The sequence below is a fragment of the Dapis brunnea BLCC-M229 genome (assembly GCF_050015995.1).
GTDB lineage: Bacteria > Cyanobacteriota > Cyanobacteriia > Cyanobacteriales > Microcoleaceae > Trichodesmium.
The window spans coordinates 1-18,934 of the sequence record NZ_JBNHEP010000137.1 but is presented as its reverse complement, the minus strand read 5'-3'; the positions used below and the strand labels follow the sequence as shown (position 1 = coordinate 18,934).

General features: G+C 36.7%; 13 protein-coding genes. 2 read left to right on the top strand and 11 right to left on the bottom strand.

All coding sequences use genetic code 11. From position 1 onward, the window contains the following. Positions 1–1,068 precede the first annotated feature (1,068 nt). Both ACP6PM_RS16155 and ACP6PM_RS16150 read left to right on the top strand, forming a co-directional pair. Complete coding sequence (locus tag ACP6PM_RS16155) at positions 1,069–2,589, top strand: thioredoxin-like domain-containing protein (RefSeq protein ID WP_426586337.1); 1,521 nt, start codon at positions 1,069–1,071, stop codon at positions 2,587–2,589. Positions 2,590–3,294: 705 nt separating this feature from the next. After that, positions 3,295–4,929, top strand: coding sequence for a cation:proton antiporter (locus tag ACP6PM_RS16150; RefSeq protein WP_426586335.1), 1,635 nt, complete (start codon positions 3,295–3,297; stop codon positions 4,927–4,929). On the opposite strand, the gene ACP6PM_RS16145 is transcribed toward ACP6PM_RS16150, so the two are convergent. The 11 genes from ACP6PM_RS16145 to ACP6PM_RS16095 form a co-directional block, all read right to left on the bottom strand. After that, positions 4,930–6,687 carry a carbohydrate porin gene (locus tag ACP6PM_RS16145; RefSeq protein WP_426586333.1) on the bottom strand — a complete coding sequence of 586 codons (1,758 nt, stop codon included), beginning with the start codon at positions 6,685–6,687 and terminating at the stop codon, positions 4,930–4,932. A 154-nt stretch (positions 6,688–6,841) separates the two neighbouring features. Next, complete coding sequence (locus tag ACP6PM_RS16140) at positions 6,842–7,777, bottom strand: sensor domain-containing diguanylate cyclase (RefSeq protein WP_426586331.1); 936 nt, start codon at positions 7,775–7,777, stop codon at positions 6,842–6,844. A 322-nt stretch (positions 7,778–8,099) separates the two neighbouring features. Beyond that, a complete protein-coding gene (locus ACP6PM_RS16135) occupies positions 8,100–8,996 on the bottom strand; it encodes a MarC family protein (protein WP_426586329.1) in 897 nt (298 codons plus the stop codon). Positions 8,997–9,198: 202 nt separating this feature from the next. Continuing rightward, the gene (locus ACP6PM_RS16130) at positions 9,199–10,299 is read right to left on the bottom strand and encodes a dipeptidase (protein WP_426586328.1); all 1,101 of its coding nucleotides are present in this window, start codon (positions 10,297–10,299) and stop codon (positions 9,199–9,201) included. 122 nt (positions 10,300–10,421) lie between these two features. Further along, positions 10,422–11,555: an alkaline phosphatase D family protein gene (locus ACP6PM_RS16125; protein ID WP_426586326.1), complete on the bottom strand. Its 1,134-nt coding sequence runs from the start codon at positions 11,553–11,555 to the stop codon at positions 10,422–10,424. 11 nt (positions 11,556–11,566) lie between these two features. Then, the gene (locus tag ACP6PM_RS16120) at positions 11,567–12,829 is read right to left on the bottom strand and encodes a metal-dependent hydrolase family protein (protein WP_426586324.1); all 1,263 of its coding nucleotides are present in this window, start codon (positions 12,827–12,829) and stop codon (positions 11,567–11,569) included. Positions 12,830–12,923: 94 nt separating this feature from the next. Further along, on the bottom strand, positions 12,924–13,352 hold the full coding sequence (locus ACP6PM_RS16115; protein ID WP_426586322.1) for a GNAT family N-acetyltransferase: 429 nt from the start codon (positions 13,350–13,352) through the stop codon (positions 12,924–12,926). 117 nt (positions 13,353–13,469) lie between these two features. Beyond that, the gene (locus ACP6PM_RS16110; RefSeq protein WP_426586320.1) at positions 13,470–14,615 is read right to left on the bottom strand and encodes a mandelate racemase/muconate lactonizing enzyme family protein; all 1,146 of its coding nucleotides are present in this window, start codon (positions 14,613–14,615) and stop codon (positions 13,470–13,472) included. A 149-nt stretch (positions 14,616–14,764) separates the two neighbouring features. Continuing rightward, a complete protein-coding gene (locus ACP6PM_RS16105; RefSeq protein ID WP_426586318.1) occupies positions 14,765–17,920 on the bottom strand; it encodes a WD40/YVTN/BNR-like repeat-containing protein in 3,156 nt (1,051 codons plus the stop codon). A 68-nt stretch (positions 17,921–17,988) separates the two neighbouring features. Further along, positions 17,989–18,381 (bottom strand): hypothetical protein, encoded by a 393-nt coding sequence (locus tag ACP6PM_RS16100; RefSeq protein ID WP_426586316.1) that lies wholly within the window; start codon positions 18,379–18,381, stop codon positions 17,989–17,991. Between the two features lie 45 nt (positions 18,382–18,426). Beyond that, the gene (locus ACP6PM_RS16095; RefSeq protein WP_426586314.1) at positions 18,427–18,786 is read right to left on the bottom strand and encodes a hypothetical protein; all 360 of its coding nucleotides are present in this window, start codon (positions 18,784–18,786) and stop codon (positions 18,427–18,429) included. Positions 18,787–18,934: the final 148 nt, after the last annotated feature.

Below are 18,934 nucleotides of genomic sequence, written 5' to 3'. Positions count from 1 at the left end.
ACCAGAGGTTAATACAGAAATTGAACCGGAAAATACTTCTGATGTGGTGGAAAATCTTGATGATTCCGCACCAGAGGTTAATACAGAAATTGAACCGGAAAATACTTCTGATGTGGTGGAAAATATAACTGAATAAATTTCTGTATTAAGTCAAAAAATATTTTGATAAAAAAACCAGTTCTGTTCTTAAGAACTGGTTTTTTTATCAAGCAATAATTCAGCCAGGGGAGCAGTCAGTAGAACGACGTAAAGTCAAAATTCATAAGAGGGTTAGCAATCACCCACTAATTAGGGCTTGCTGATTAAATATCAAAGCACTGACAGATATTGCTTTGAGCCTTTTTTGGTCGAAAAAAGTGCGCCTGTTTCGGTCCAAAAAGCTCATGCATGCTAGTATTTTGGGATGATTATGGCAGAAAAATCAAGGGACAATTTTTACGACTACCTCCTCTATAATCTCCATTTCTCCTGTCTCGTGTCTCCAGTCTCCTGTCTCCTACCCCTACCAAAAGACTTTCCATAAGCAAACCCTAATTATAGCGGTTTTCACAAAGGTAGACTACAAAACTTATGCCTTCTGTCTTATGCCTTTAAGCCAAAATCTCTGTATTCTATGTTAATGAAAAGCATGACTCCTTCTTCAATTGTATGGGACTAAAGACAATGATATAGCAGTCGAAGCAAAGGGCGCGGACGCATCAAAAGCCTAAAACCCAGACAAAGCAAGATTTTTCCTTCTGCCTCCCCCCTTTCAAAGCTATGCTTTATAAACATCTTTCTTAACATAAAACTTGACAAAAAAGAGAAGTTATGTAATGGACATTTCCGGAGAGTAAACCTATTTAATTAGAGGCTTTTCTCTCCCCATCTCCCCATCTCCCTATCTCCCCACTCCCCCATCCACAGGGTTTCAGGAGTTCCTTATAAGGGATAGCTTTCAAAGGGGAGTAGGGGGGATGCCTTCTGCCTTTTGCTATAAGCTATGGACAAAATCTGACCCGCTTTGCTCATTTTCTCAGACTTCGCTAAATTTAGAAAAATATTAACTTTTAGATTAATCCAATACCTATGTCTCGCGTTAGAGCTCCTGAACTGCCTCAAAATTACCCTTGGCTCAATACAGGCCAACCCATATCCCTTCAATCTCTGAAAGGACGAGTGGTTATCCTAGATTTCTGGACTTACTGTTGTATTAACTGCCTCCACGTTTTGCCAGAACTAAAATTTCTTGAGCAAAAATACCCAGATAGCTTGACCGTTATTGGTGTTCACTCAGCTAAATTCGAGAATGAAAAAGAAGTGGAAAATATCCGCCAGGCCATACTTCGCTATGACGTTGAACACCCTGTTTTAGTAGACAGTGGATCTAGAGTTTGGCAACAATATGCTGTTCGTGCATGGCCTACTTTCAAGATTATTGATCCAGAAGGATATGTGGTGGGGTCTTTTTCTGGTGAAGGTAAACGTGATGCTTTGGATGAAATTATTGGTAAGTTGATAGAAGAACATCAAAATAAAAGCACTATTAATTTTAGGGAAGTTAGTTTAATTCTAGAGAAGGAAAAGCAACCTTTAACTACACCTTTGGCATTTCCTGGTAAAGTTCTTGCTGATAGTCTTACCAATCAATTATTTGTTGCTGATTCCGGACACCATCGCATTGTAGTTAGTACACTGGAGGGTGAGGTCTTGCACGTTATTGGTACTGGAAAAGCAGGATTAATTGATGGTTCATTTGATGAAGCTCAATTTTCGGCTCCCCAAGGTATGACTTTTGATGCCAAAAATCAAGTTTTATATGTTGCTGATACAGAAAATCATGCTTTGCGCAAAATAGATTTTCAAACTCAGCAGGTGGAAACTATTGCAGGTACTGGAGAACAAAGTCGTCAAATTTTAGCTGAGACTGGTGTTGCTAAAGAAACTAAGCTTAATTCTCCTTGGGATGTGGATAAAGTAGGCGATCGCCTTTTTATTGCTATGGCAGGTTCACACCAAGTATGGTTATTGGAACTTGATACTGGTATTATTAGTATTTATGCAGGTAATGGTGGGGAATCTTGTGTAAATGGGTCTTTAACAGAATCAGCTTTTGCTCAACCTAGTGGTATTAGTACAGATGGCAATGAGTTATTTATTGCTGATAGTGAGGTTAGTTCAGTTCGTGCTGTGGGTATTAATGAGCATCCTAAAGTGCGTACTGTTTGTGGGAGTGAGGGATTATTTGGCTTTGGAGACAAGGATGGTCGAGGTCCAGAGGTTTTGCTCCAGCATTGTTTGGGAGTAGAGTATACTCAGAATTATGTTTGGGTTGCTGATACCTATAATCACAAAATTAAGCGGGTGGAATATCATGCGGGTTTATGTCGTACCATGTTAGGAGATGGTACTGCTGGTCATCAAGATGGACAAGGTATTCATTCTCGCTTTTCTGAACCATCAGGATTAAGTGCGATCGCGCAACATTTATTTATTGCAGATACGAATAATCATTTGATTCGTAGAATTGAGCTAGATACACTTGAAGTAACTACCTTGGAGTTTCCTGGTTTGTGTCCTCCTGATGTTTGTTTGCCTAGTGCTACTTAGACATTTTATAGTCGTAAAAATGGCTAAAAGTCAGTCTAGACAAAGGAATTACGTCGATACCCTAAAAATGCCTAGAACCTTTGAAAGTTAAGGATTTAGACCTTATTAAGGTAAAACCCTCTACCTATATATATTTGAGACTGTTTTGTAGTTTTATTTTGTTTAAGTCCCAGTCGCTATACCATTTCTCAAAAACTTTTCTACTAGCTCGTCTAGACTAAAACTATGGTAAAACCTAACCCCCCAACCCCCTTCCTATCCCCCCTTACCCCCCTTTGAAAGGGGGGGAGAGGGAAGGGGGAGCATTTCACCCAGGAGAGGGGTAGGGGGAGAGGTTTTCATTAACTCAAATTTACCCACATTTTAAAGCTAGACACGCTACTACTCTTATCTTGAGTTGGGGAGTAGGAGAGTAGGTAGGGATGTTGTATGTAATGTCTGTACAGAGAAGTAAACATAATAACAATTAATACGCTTCTGGCTAACAATTATTAAAAAGGGCTGAATCACCTTTTTAATTACTTAATAATTGAAGTGCCGAAATTATTTCCCTAATAAATAGATTTATATTATCTTCGGTTAAATAGTTATTATAATTAAAGTTCGTAGTAGGGCTTCAGCCCTACTACAAACCATATACTTTATTATAAGTGATTATCCGAACATGATATTATATATTTTTCTTCTTTCTTCTTCCTTGCAATAATGTTAGAAAGTATTATTTGGATATTATTAATTGGCTTTTTTGTCGGCGAAATTGCCTTTAGGTTAAAAGCACCGCCACTGGTGGGAATGGTATTAGTGGGAATATTATTAGGTCCCCAAATTAGCAATACCATCGACATTAGTATTTTGCAAGCTGCTGACTCCCTGCGCACGATCGCTGTGATGGTAATTTTGATGAAAGCAGGGTTGGGTTTAGACCGAGAAAAGTTAGCACAACAAGGTAGTGTTGCAGTGCGCTTAGGTTTTCTCCCGGCAACTTGTGAAGCTATTATTATTGCCCTAGCAGCTATGTGGTTACTTCAGTTTGACTTTGCTACTGGGTTGTTATTGGGTTGTATTATCGGTGCCGAGTCTCCGGCAGTTATTGTTCCCGGAATGTTGCGCCTCAAAAGTTTGGGTTGGGGCGTAACTAAAGGTATTCCTGATGCAATTTTGACTGGTAGTGCTTTGTCAGATGTTTTGCTGTTGTTGGTTTTTAGTTTACTGCTGGCATTTTTATCCCAGGGAACAACTACTGGCATAATTTTACCTGGTGGCATCACTCTCAGCGCATTACAAATATTACCGTTTCAAGTAATTTTACAAATTATTCTCGGAGCGATCGCCGGGTTGATGACAGCACGAATTTTAGTATTGCTGTTAGTAAAACAAAATTGGACTCAAAATGCTACCCAGGATACTTTGGTTGCAGCAAGTTTTGCTCTATTGTTAGTCGTATTAGCAGAAAAATTTCCCATATTTTCCGGTTATTTGGCAGTCATGGCAACAGGGTTTTTTGTAATCGAATTTGATCCTCCCTTGGCGCGACGGTTACGAAATGGTTTTGATACTTTGTGGGTGGTGGCGCAAATAATTTTGTTTGTGTTGCTCGGTGCTAGTATCCCCTTGCAAGTATTGGAAAATGTCTTGTTGGTAGGGTTGTTAATTTTAGCCGTTGGTACTTTAGTCGGACGAATGCTTGGTTGGTATCTCTCGACTTTGGGCAGTAACTGGAATTGGCAAGAGCGTCTATTTTTGCTGCCCGGAAATTCCGCTAAGGCAACCGTGCAAGCAGCTATTGGAGCTATTCCTCTAGCAGCAGGTATTGAAGGAGGAGAAACAATTTTAGCGATAGCTGCCCTATCCATATTAGTCACAGCACCTTTGGGAGCTTGGGCAATACCTACCTTTGCGCCGAAACTTTTACAAAAAGGAGAAGTCGATCCGACAAAAGTAGCGATCGCTCGTCGTATTGTTTTGTTAGCTGCCGTTGATACTTCACCCCTTGCTGTGGATGTCTTGTTAAAAGTTGCAGAGTTGGCGAGACGTTGTGATGGGGAAGTTGTGGTTTTCCACGTTATGCAGTCTGAGGATGGAGAAAGTATAGAGCAACTGCGACAACAAACAAAGCAACTTTTGGCAGATATTCGGTATCGGTTTTTAACTGTTGGAGGTGTGGTATCGGAGGAAATAGTTTCTGTTGCACGAGAGTATGGAGTAGCGGAAATAGTTATAGGAAAAAGAGGGCATCGTTTATGGGAGAATGTGTTAGTTGGTTCCGTTTCTCAAGCTGTTTTGGAAAAGAGTTTAATTCCTGTGGTGGTAGTTGAAAAAATAAAAATACAAATACAATAATTAAAAATTTAATCGAGAACGAATTCCAAAAACAGCAATAACGTCTTCTTCTAGATTGAGTGCAGGATCAAAAATGACTTGAATATCAGGAGTAATTGCCCAATTTTGAGTCATCTGTATTCGATAAAAAACTTCAGTAGTTACTTGATCGTCTAATCCCTCAGTAACAGGTTTTCCCAAACTTAATCCCAACCCTAAAAGATTACCATTTCGATTAAAATAACGACCGAAACCAATACTAATATTCCTTTCATTTAAAGCAGCTTCTCCATCGGAATAACCCATGCGTAAAAAAGGCATCCATCGATCATTAATAAACCAACTTGCTGAAAACGCGATTCCCCAACTGTCAGGAACTTGTGCTTTTTCCCGTTCATCAACGTGCCAAGCAGTTATGTGAATATTATCAAAATATCGACGTTCAAAAGAGGATGTCCAACCTAATTCAATGTGCTTAAAATATTCAGCATCATCAAAAAATGTGTCAAATCCTGCTTTTGTGGGATCGCCATTAGCATCGCTAAATCCAGTAATTAAATAGAAATTATCAGAAAGCATTGCCCCTACTGCCATTCCTAATCCTTGATTGGGAACAGCAATACTTGGATCTGTTAAAAAAGCTAAATTTTGAAAATGAGTAAGAGGATTAGTTAATCCATAAATATCAACATAATCAGTGGGATCTACTGTACCAATCACAAAAGAAATCTTACCATCATTAAATTTTTGTTGCCAATATAAGTTAGTGACTCCCCACCCAAAATCACTAAATTGAGTCCCTGTTAGTCCTAGATAACCAGTTTGAAATCCCAAATTTTGAGGAGCAATTTTACCAAAACGATGACGATTTTCTACTTTAAAAACAAAAGAACCTGGTGCATTAGTATTACGCCCTAATAATGTCCAATTACCAAAAAAGCGAAATATTCCCCCTGATGCTTCATCGAATCCTGGACTGTCGCTTAATTTTTGATATAAAAAGTTATAATCAATCCCAAATGTTAAGCCAATATCTTCAGCAAGGTTTTCTTTAAATTCAAACCACGGTTGAAAAACTGCATCAATTCCAGGCAAAAGAGACTCTTTTTTTTGTTGTTGTGTATCTTCTTTTAATTCATTATTAACACTACTTGGTCCCCCTAATCCTGAAGCATTTTGATAATTAGATAAAGATTCAAAATTCTTTTGTTGATTTTCAGGAGATTGACTGTTTTCTTGAGAAGTGATAAAGATAAGTTTTCCTTGACTATTTTCTAAATCAATATGTAATTTATTCTCTTGGATCGAGAAGCTTTTAGCTAATTGAATTTGTCGTAAAAATTCTTCAGAATAAGATTCTGGAGGACAAATAGCCATTGTTGTTAAATTAACGATTATTGATAAGGAATTGTCTGCTTGTGTATAGGTTCCTTTGGCTTGATTACAGTCTGCTTTTATATTTATTACTTCATTAGGTAAAAATTGAATTGTGTAATTAGTCTGATTATCTATATTTATTAATTCATTCTGATCATCGTAAATTTCTTGCAGTTGCCAAATTTCACCAATCAACTTAGATTTAGGCTCGATTTGATTAATCAAATTTTCTTGTACAATCAGGTTATTATTTTGATTATTCGGAAAGTTTTTCACAGGTTGAAATTTACTCCAGCCTGATTTTTTCGCTTGAGGTTTTGTGAATTTTTCTGGCTTAGATATATTGATATTTTTGTTTAATTCTTGAGCTTGACTTTTCAAGCCTTGTTGCCCAATAATCAAGATTAAAAGTAAAGATAAAATTGTTTTTTTTCTGTTTATCAACAACATCATTATTTGGGGAGTTTCATTCAGTGTATCTATATTATTTCTATCTACTTGAGCGATAAAATGATGAGGAATAAGTTAAAGGATTTCAATGAGTTTAGCTGAACGCTTACTCATAAACAACTATACAATTTCGCCCAGAACGTTTTCCTGTATATAAAGCATTATCGGCCTCTTCACAAATTTGCATAAAAGATGTATTTTCCCGATTTTCTGCTACTCCAAATGTAAGTGTTACAGATAAAATCACCTCCTGCCAATTTATGGGATTATTTTTTAAATATTCTTGAATTCTTACTAATATAGTTTTAACTGTACTTATATTACTAGAGGGAAAAACTATCAAAAATTCTTCACCACCCCAACGAGAAATCAAGTCTGACTCTCTTAAATTTTTTTTTAATTTTTTAGCAATTTTCTGAAGAACAAAATCTCCACAGCTATGAGCATATTGATCGTTGATTTTTTTAAAGTTATCAATATCTGCCATGACAACAATAAAAGATTTTTTTGTATGCTTGATGCTAACTAATTTTTCTTCTAGTATTTCTAATAAACCTTGACGATTTGGCAATTCTGTTAAATAGTCTAGTCTACTTTTGATTTCTAAATTATTAATTTGTCTTTGAAAATCATCAATAGGAAAAAAAATAAAGTAAAATAGGTTGTGTTTTATATCTCTAGACTTATCTCCTTCATAAACAGCTTTAAACCATTTAATATCCCCATTTTTACAATAAATTTTGATTGTTTCTTCACGAGAAATATTAAGATCGGATTGAAATTTTTTAGCACTTTCTTTTCGCTGGGAGCGATATTCTGCATCAGGATATAAGGTTGTAAACCAACTATCGGAAATTTCATCTAGTATATAACCTGTTAATTCCGAAAAAAATTTATTTACATAATGTAATTCAAAATATACCTCTTCGTCTTGAGACTTATCATATCTTATATTAGCACAAACAACTATACCAACTGGGAGAAAATCTAAAACCCTGTAATATTCTCTGCGATAAAAATCTAGTTCTTGCTTAATATCCATAATTATATATAATTATAAGCTGTTCAGCATTTAAACTATATATCTAATTTTTTGCAAAGGCAACAGGCAACAGGAAATATAAAATTTGGCATTGGTGAATCGAGCTATGAAGTAGGCATTCAGCTATTAATAGTCAGATCAAGGGCAATAATATCGAAACCTTAAGGACTTGCTCTAAATAAATATAGCCTTTAAAGTCGGCTTTTATAGTAAGATTCAATTTACCTCAATTAATAAAGCTTTTATCTAAAACTAAAATAAATAGCTGAATGCTTACCCTCTACTTCCTCTTTTCTGGAGATATCAATTGACTTTTACCAAGTTATGAATTGAGAATTGCATTAATAGTTAAAACCTGTAAATCAATCGCTGCAAAAATATAATTAATTGCTAATGCTAATTGAATAATTCCTAAGACTAATCCTAAAACCTGAAGTACAGTTGGTTTAAGAAAATTGAGAATTTGCTTCGCATATAACATACAAATCAAATTGAGAATCATTAGGACAATAATTATCCCTAAAATTTGGCTAGAGTTATTATCTAATTGTTTAGCAATAGACATAAAAATCATTACTAAAGCTATTCCATGAGGAGTCAAAATTGTGGGAAAAGTCAGGGGAGAAATTAAAGCTGTAAGAGGATTTTCTGGTGGTGGAGTTGGCTGTTTCTTTTCATTATTGCCATATTGAGAAAGAACAATATTAATTGATATTAACAGTAAGACAAGTCCTGCTGCTGCAATTAATGCGCTAATCGTCATATTATATTTATCTAAAAGATTTTGACTAGCTAAGGCAATGATAACAATAGCTGAAGTTGAGAGAGCAAAAGCTTGTAAAGCTAATTTCTTGATGACATCAGGCTCTGATTGATATGTCAATTTAACAAAAGCAGGTACAATTTTCAGCGGACCAATTGTCATAAACAAAATAGTGGCAATAGTTGATATTGACATTCCTCCATAAAAGCCTCTAGATTGTTTAATTAATTCTATTTGTCGAGAAGCTGGTGTAATTGTTTCTTCGCAAGTTTCATTCGGTGTACATATATTATCTATATCTGCTTGAGTGATAATTAAACAATTTTGATTATCAATACAATCAGATTTTAATGATGACGAATGAGTTATGGATGGAGTCAACAAAGAAAAACCAATACAAGTTATTAAGCTGATAACAATTATGGTTAAGATTTTGAAAATTTTAGTATTGTTCATGTTATTTATTGAAGTATTAATCTATCAATTTTTAGAAGAGAAATAAACATGACGTTTAGAAGCTTTTTCTGATAAAATTTCTTTTGCCATGCTTATTTTCTTCTCTTTAGTTATTGCTGAAAATCAGCTATTTAATTAGTCAAATTGTGCCATCTCTGTATCAAGTTGACTTTTAAAGGATGCGATCGTATCTCAAAGTCAATTATTTCCAAACCTGATTAAAAACTCTCATTTGATTGCCACCATAAAACTTTTTAATCGCTTCGTCAGAATAGCCCATTTTCCAAAGTTCATCAGTTACCGCAGGTAATATTTTTGCCATTTCACCACAACCTTCAGCACCTTTATCAAAGGCATCTAACATATAATTATCATCGTTGTAAATATCTGGTGCAGCCTTAGCAAATTTGACTACTAAATCGAGTTTCATTAGATCATCCGATGCAATACCAACATGATCCTCACCGAGTAATTTAGCATAGTAGTCAATCATCTGAGCACATTGCAGGGGGGTAATATTATCAGGCCAAATACCATCCATCATCCATTCTGTAAAGGTAGGACTAACAAAACCACCTGTTGCTGCTGCTTTTTTCGCCTGTTCGTCAGTAATATTACGATAGCAGCCTTTTTCAGTGGCATTGGGTTCATTTTTGTATAAACCGGCAGGAATGGAATGAGTGTAAACAACAGGTACACCTGGATGCTTTTCATTTATATAAGCAATCGCATCTTCTGTGGTTTGCCAACTTGCATGACTCAAATCGAGAATAACGCCTTGCTTAACCATTTCATCAATGATTTTTTTACCCCAATCAGTTAAACCTGTATCTGGATTATGTAAAACATCAATACAGCCAACACCTGCTCTGAAACGACCATTATATATCAGTTGCATACTAGCCAATCCCATTTCACGCAAAGTAGCAATTCGGCTCAAGTCACCGCTGACAATTGTAGATGTTTGGGAATTGAAAATAACTGCATATTTAGCTGTTTCCTGAGCATACTCAATATCACGTACACTATGAACAAAAACATATCGATCGGAATGCTGTAAAAATGTGTTTCTCCATTTGCGGTGACTATTAAGAAATTTTTCCCAAGTGTTATCCGTTTCTGCGATCGTCATACTAGCACCCGTCATTCCTGTTTTCATGGCACGATCTATATAACTATGAAGTTCACTATCTTCTGTCCAACCTGCACCAAAGGGTGAAGCAAAAAAGTCTAGACAGATAGTATCTTTAACGAATTGTTTGGCTTTGTCACTAGCAGACCAAATTTTACTTTCTACACTCATTTTTGAAATACTAATTATTATTAATTCAATGGTCAAGTAATCTAGCATTAATTGCAGATTTGATATTATTTATTGTAAAAAAACTTAATTTATTTACAATAAATAATAATGAAATATTTAATCTATAAATTGAGAGAGGTTAATTTTTCAAGGAATATTTGATGTGCAAATGCAGTTTCACCCTTAGCAGTAATAACCTTTAAGGTTACTAAAGTACCTAATGAATTATGCCAATTTATCTCAACTAAACCAAAATTAAGATCAATATAAGGATGATTGACACGGTAAGGATTCGCAACATTAGCATATTTAGGCTCAATATGAGTCATACCACTGGAGGTAAAATCATAAAGGGGATAATTACCTTCATTCCAGACGGAAATCTCAGCAAAATGAACATTCCCGCTCAGTAAGATTACTCCTTTTGCACCAGTACGCTGTATTAAGTCAAATAGTTTAAGGCGTTCGTGGGGATAATTTCCCCATTCATCCATACCCTTTTGATCTGCTACTATTTGAGTGCTAGAAGCAATTAAGCGAACTTCCGCAGGTTTTTTTAATTGTTCTTCTAACCATTGCCATTGTGCTTCACCAAGTAAAGTTACATTAGGATCTTCATTCGCTAAATATTTACCGACAATGCCTAATTTAGCTTTTTCTTCTGGCGTTCTGGTATCTTTGACAAAATTTCCTTTAAAATAACGAGTATCTAATAGAATAATCTGAACTCGCTGACCTTCATTCCCAAAAATTTGAGCATCGTAAATACCTTCACGTTTGCGTTTTTCTGAATTAATGGGTTCACCAAAAAAATCGAGAAAAGCTGTCTTAGATTGTTCTTTAAGGGGAAATTCGGCTCCTCCGTTGTGAGTACCGTAGTCATGGTTATCCCAAACTGCCATAAAGGGAATTTTAGCTTTTACTGCTTGAAATTCTGGTTTATCAGCTAAACGATTCCATTCTCCTCGTAGTTGTTTTTCACTAACATCCCATGCTGTTTTACCATCAGTATCGGCATAAATAGCATCACCAAGAAAGAGAAATAAATCAGGTTGAACATCAATTACAGCTTGCCAAATAGGTTGATATTGCCATTGTTTAGCACATGAACCAAAAGCAATGCGTTTAATTCCTTCTTGGGGTAAGGGTTGCCATTGACTACTTTTATCTTCTGCTACTGCTTGGAATAATTGATTAGTTGAGATTCCTAGTAATAAACTCATCAAAATTATAACTTTAGCAATAAATGTTTGCATTTCCTAAATTATTAAAGAGTATTTTTATAAACTACTCCGTCCTTCATAATTATTTTGAAGTTATTATCTGGATCTGCCATGAGGCTGATGTTTTCCAAAGGATTACCATTAACAATAAGTAAATCGGCATAAGCTCCTTCTTGAATGACTCCCAGTGAACCTTCTTGGTAAGGGTGACGATTACCACTTAACAAAAATAGTTCTGCATTACCTGAAGTAACTTGTTTGAGAATCTCGTAGGGTGTGTAAACCTTCGCACGAGCCAGAAACTCTTGAGGTTGCTTTGCTTGTTTGGAGAGACTCCCAAATAAATCTGTTCCCCAAGCCACATTAACACCATACTCCTTAGCCCACTTAACAAGATTTTTTGAACCTTCATTGACTTGACGCATCTTCGACTCGGCAGGTGTTCCTACAATATTTAGCTCTTCTGGAGTCATATCAAATAAATAAATCTGTGGGGATAGCCAAACACATTTTTCAGCCATTAGTTTCATGGTATCTTCTGTTAAAAATGGTCCATGTTCAATAGATTTAACACCTGCTTCAACACAAGTTCGCACCACTCGATCCGTATAAGCATGGACAAGCACATAAGTTCCCCAATTTTCTGCTTCTTGAACGATCGCCTTCATTTCCTTAAAGGTATATTGAGTCGTATCAAGAGGATCAAAGTGACTAGAAACACCTCCCCCCGCCATAACTTTGATTTGTGTTGCTCCAGTTCTCAGCACCTCCCTTGCAGCTTTTGTGACTTCAGGTACACCATCAGCAACATAAGACCATCCCAAGATCGCTGCCTTGTCTTTAACACCAGTAAAATAGGGAGACAGACGATATTCGCTAGTTTCAAGATCTCCATGACCACAAGTTTGGGAAATGAAAGGTCCAGATGGTAGGATTCTGGGTCCAGAAACAATTCCCTTATCAATTGCCTTTTTAAGACCAGCAACAGGTCCTCCTACATCACGAACAGTGGTAAATCCCCGTAGCAACATAGCTTTAGCACTTGCCACAGCCTGCGCTCCTACATAAGACCAAGTTTCGTGATAAATTGACCTATGTGGTGCATCATTAAGCATTAAATGAACGTGAGAATCTAAAAGCCCCGGCATCAAAGTAAGTCCACCGCCATCTATTACTGGTTCATCATTATCTGTAACAATAGGTTGGTTAGAAATTGTCTTAATTAAATTGTGTTCGATTAAGAGATTCATATTTTTGCTCAAGGTATCATTAACACCATCAAAAATATTGATATTAGTAATTATCATTGCTCAAAAAACTCCTTTTAATTGGTTAAATTGTGTCATTTGTAGATCGAGTTGACTGTTAAAAGATGCGATCTAATCTTATTTAGTCTGCCAACTAACATGACTTATAATCAGTAAATTTATTGTTTCCCTCGGTGCTAGAGAATAATCCCATGCCTGTACTTAGTGAATGGAATCCTTGTTTTTTGTAGAAACCTTCCATCCCCGGTGTGGAATAAAAAATTATGTTGCAGTTTGATAAACCATCTTTTAAGGCTGAAACGATCGTTTTCCCTACACCCTTTCCTTGGAATGATGGTAAAACAGAGATGTCATAGAAAGCCGCTTGATATTCACCATCAGATATGGCTCGTCCGAATCCAATGAGTTTTGAATCAGAAAAAATAAATACTGTTCTATAGCTTGCTTGGAAAGCCCTTTTATGAACCATCGGTTTTTGATAAGACATCCCAGACGTTTTAAGGATTTCAGTCACTGTATCCCAGTTGATCCCATCAAGATTTGGGTTTATTAGTGTTTTCATAGTTTTTCTGAGTATCAAAAATTGAGTTCAATATTTCTCGATTCAAAATCTTAATTGTATGTTTCTAATCATAGATTCTGAAATAATTTAACTCGACTCCCTAAGTATTTCCACATATCAAATTTGTACTTTGTATTGCTCTATTTTCTGCTCATTAACGTTAACTCCTAAACCATGTCCTTCAGGTACTTTAAGTGTTGGTTTAACATAAATTCGCTCATTCTCATCTACAAGATCATCTGACAACATCTCTGCTATTTCCATTGCACCAACAGATGAAGGATTAGCTGCATAAAAATGTAATAATGCTGCCCTACCCAACGATGTTTCAGTTCCAGAACTGACGGAAATCGGTACACCGACAGTTTCACACATAGAAGCAATTTGTGAAGATCGGTAAAGACCACCGTGCTTTAACAGCTTGATTACTATATTCGATGCAGACTGCATGGAAATAACCTTAAACGCATCATGTACAGTTTGAACATCCTCATCAGCAGATATGGGAGTGTTTACTCTTTCCGCTAACCAAGCACAACCTGCAAAATCATACTGTTTCAGAGGTTGCTCAAAATACTGCATATTGACATTTTCTAAGGCAGAGATAACTTTCAGTGCAGTATCACGAGTGTAATTCGCATTGGCATCGCCCTTGATAATGATGCTGTCTCCTACTGCTTCACGAACTGCTCTGACTCTTTCAATATCTTCCTTCCAGTTGCCACCGAGTTTGAGTTTATAGTATTTATGTCCCTTTTCTATGTCTTTTCGTGCCATCTCTACTACTTCTTCGGGAGGTGCAATAGGACTTTCAGCAATAACAGGTATTGTGTCTGTATGCTTACCACCAAGTAACTTATAAACAGGAACTTCTAGTTGTTTTCCTAAAAGGTCATAAACTGCCATATCTATCCCAGATTTTGCATCTAAGCTACCGGGTAACGCTCCATCTAAAATATAGTTGATTTTCCCAATTTCTAAAGGATCTATGCCCACTATGGCAGGTAATAAATAGGTTGTAAGTGCTTGGTGGATTTCTTTGTAGCCACGACCATAAATAACTGGAACATTATAGCATTCACCCCATCCTACTCGTCCTTCTTGGTCTTCAAGGCGGATACAGACATTCTCTGAGTGAGTAATTGTTCCTTTAGCCATAGTAAATGGCTTTATGAAAGGCATAGGAGTTGCAAAAGCCTCGGCTTTAACAATATTTATCTTGCCTCTGTTGTCTTTTAACTGCTCTGAATTGGATGATTTCATAGTATTTTTAGAATTTGAATTTAATTGATTTCATAATCTGAATTTTGTGAATACAACAATCTCAAAATATTAGAAATGGACAAGATTAACCTATCCATTTCTCAAGCAAGATTTCAAGGTGAGTTAACAGATAGCTCTATTAACCAGAATTAGCTATTTAATTGGTCAAATTGTGCCATCTCAGTATCAAGTTGATTGTTAAAGGATGCGATCGCTTCATCCATTTCACTAGCGACTTTGTTGTAAACATTAATTGTACCTTGATTGGCAGGACCTTCAGAGGTTTCCAAGATATTATGTAACCATGTCAATTTAGGAATTAACTTGGTACGCTCATTAATAATTTGTACTAAAGTTGTACCAACTGGCATCATGCTACCTTCTAGCTCATCGCAGAGAGTATTAATTTTTGCCCCTTGGTCTGCAAGTGCTTGATTTGCTGAAGCAGAGGAGAGGGCGTTAGTAACTTTTTCTTTAGCTTCACGACCTTTTAACACAGTTTGGATACCTTCTTCTGCTTTAGCATAGAGTTTCATCCAAAACTCACCTTTAGCATCGGTTTCAGCACGAGTATATTTCTCGTTAGGATTAATGTGTACTTCAAAAGATTCCGTTTGAGTTTCACCATCTACAGTTAAACGGACTTGGTAAATACCAGGTTTAGCAAAAGGAGTGATGATGACTGGAGGACGACCGGGTACAGAGGAAACGGAAGGATAGCGAGTCCCCCAAATAAAACGGTTTAATCCTTGACTAACAGTGGCTTTAGGCTTTCCTGTCGTTAAATCTTGCTCATAACCACGAGCATCAAAACTAGCAAACCTTTCCGTAGGAATTTCATCTTTACCGAAAGTCTGAATCTCGTTACCTTGTTCATCCAAAATTGTTAAACTAACATCCTTAGCATCATCACTCAGGAGATAGTAAATAATTACTCCTATCGGACGAGGATCGCCAGCATCAATAAATTTGCGTTTTTTCTCGCCATCAACAATACCTTGTTCATAGAAAGTGTGACCAGGACGAGTATTCTGGACAAAGTAATATTTTTTGTCAGAAACAGGACCACCACCGTAATCCATCCACCAGTTATAACCAAAACGAATATAGGTTTCAGGTTTGAATAAATGAGCTTTTTTCTGAGCTAATTCCTCAGAATATTGCCTTAGAGGACTAATATCATCAAGAATCCAAAAACTACGTCCGTGAGTGGCGATCGCTACATCGGCATCTTTAATTTTAATATCATGGACAGGAACACGAGGTAAATTCAGATTTAAGCGTCGCCATTCCTTACCATCATCAATGGAAATAAAAACACCTGTTTCTGTACCAACAAAAAGTAATCCTTTGCGGACTGTATCTTCCCGAATGGTGCGAGTTATTTCATCTTGGGGGAAGGTATCACTAATGCAAGTCCAAGTCTTACCAGAATCACTGGTTTTATACAAATAGGGAACATAGTCATCCGCTGTCCGATAGCGGGTAATAGCTATATAAACTGTTGCTGGATCGTGAGGAGAAAACTCAATTTCATAAATAGGAGAAAGTTCTGGTAAATTTGGTGGCGTAACATTTTCCCAGGTTTGACCCCCATCTTTTGTCAAGTGAATTAATCCATCATCACTACCTGCCCAAAGTACACCCTGTTCATGGGGAGATTCTTCTAAACGGAAGATTGTGGAATAAATTTCTTGACCGAAATATTCTCCCATCCAAGGAGTTCCAGCTAGTTGCTGTTTATCTTTGAGGTCTTTAGTTAGATCGGGACTAATTTCCTCCCAAGTCATGCCTTCATCAGTGGAACGGAAAACTACGTTAGCTCCTGCATAGAAAGTCTTGTTATCGTGACGTGAGATGAAAAATGGCATATGCCAATTAAAACGATACTTAAACTCAGTAGCAGGAGTACCAAAGGTCGATTCAGGCCAAATTGGTCGAATTTCGTTTTGTCCTGTTTTCAAGTTATTGATGGTAAAAGAACCGCCTGTACCACAAATTGAACCAGTGGAAAGATTGTAAACAATGTCAGGATCGGTAGGATGAGGAACTGCTGCACCAGTTTCACCATTACCAACAACAATAGTTTCATGTTCCGAGATACCGCCCCAACGAGAAGCACTAGGACATTTTACTGTCACTGTATCTTGAGGGTTGCTGTACAAGTTGTAGGGAAATTGATTATCACAAAATACTCGATAGAACTGAGTTGTAGGTTGGTTATTGAAAAGAGACCAGGTTTTGCCAGCAGTTAAAGAGATTTGACACCCACCGTCACAAGTTACAATAATGCGATTAGGATCTTTAGGATCGATCCAAGCTTCATGGTAATCATCCTTAATACCTGGTTCAAGTACCCAAGTTTTGCCTCCATCCTTAGAACTATAAAGTTTATTAGCTGGTGCCCAAAGTTCATCAGCATTGTGAGGAGCAGCAAAAAGATGGAAGAAATAGAAAGGACGAGCAATAATTTGAGCAAAATTGGAAACAAAATACCAATTTGTTCCTAAATCATCAGAACGGTATAAACCAGCTTTGGTTTCGGAGTCAACCAAGGCATAAACACGATTAGGATCGGCTTGGGATAGAGCAAGACCGAGCCTTCCCATTTGTCCTTCTGGCATTCCTGCATTACGACTAATATCTTCCCAAGTATCTCCACCATCGAGCGATCGCCAGAGTCCGCTTTCAGGGCCTCCTGTTTTCGCGCCCCAAGTTTTGCGTTCAAATTCATACATGGCAGCAAAAATAACTTTGGGATCGTTAGGACTAATGATTAAATCAATACATCCGGTATTTTCGCTTTTGAAGAGAATATTTTCCCAAGTTTGACCGCCATCTTTGGAGCGAAAGACTCCTCTTTCCTGACTCGGACCAAAACCATGACCCATCGAAGCAACGTAAACTAAATCAGGGTTATCAGGATGAAGTCTAATTTTAGCAATATGCTTAGATTCTGTTAAACCAATATGTTGCCAACTTGCACCGCCATCAGTAGTTTTATACATCCCATCACCCCAGGATGCACTGTTACGAATTTGAGGTTCACCTAAACCTACATACATAATATCGGGGTTCTGCTCAGAAATAGCGATCGCCCCGACTGAACCCATATTAAATTGTCCGTCACCTACTGGTATCCAATATTGACCTGCATCTTCAGTTTTCCACAGTCCCCCGGAAGAGTGACCATGATAGAAAACTTGTTTATCTGTAGGATGACCAACAACACAAGTGCCACGACCACCGAGAAATGGCCCGATATTACGCCATTTTAAGGCTTTAAAATCACTAGCTTTTGTCATAATATAGACCCTGACTATTTTTTCAGTGAAAAGTTAATAAATGAATAACTTAGGAAAAGTTATAAATCCTAATGAAGAGAGGAAATTATCGTTAATCTAACAGTTCTAATGACTAAATAAGTGACAAGAAATGCTATCAGTTCTAAAAAGAATCCTTTGAGAAAAGGACCATATACAAATTCAGCAATAAATAAGGATGGAAAAATATCAACCCCTATAAATTTAGGCGATCGTAAAAAGTTACTAATTGTCTGTTTGTATTGGGCAAAACTTTTACCCATTAATAAAACTAAAGTCAGATCCAAACTATTTAAAAATAGTAGGAAAAGAACTAGCTCTTTACTGAAAGATTTATGACCACTAAACATTCCCAGATAAGCTGCTATTAGGGAAATACCAATAGCAATGAGGTCAGGAGTAGACAAATTTGCAGGAACCCTAAGACGCACAGTGTTTTTCATAGTTGAATAAACTCTCCTAAACTAAATGATTCAAATCAAGACCTATTAATTACTAACACTAGGTTTACCATATTGAACGTACAAAAGTTTGCGTAGGTCTTCACAACGTTCTTGAGTTAATGGCTTGCCTAAATAATCTCCATCTTCAGCAGCTTTTTTATAGACAAGAGCTTTCACTTTGTCCTGACTCGATAAACCATTGAAATCTTCTAAAGTTTTGAGGGCTAAAATGTTATAACGTCCATTGTCATCTTCTGTCATAAAATTACCACGACAATAGTTCATTGCACCTGCATTAGCTCCTAATTTTGCTTCTTCAGAAAAAATATCGGCAAAAGCCGAATTACTAAACAAAATTGATACCAAAGAAACAGTCAAACCAATAATTAATGATTTTTTCATCATTTGCCCTAATTGTTTCTATAGCAGTTCTTTAATCTATGAGGCACAGTTTTAGATTCCCTTAAAAAGGGGGAAGCCTTCAAAGTCCCCCTTTTCAAGGGGGATTTAGGGGGATCGTAAATGTACCTCATAACTGTGGGAATTGCTCCTG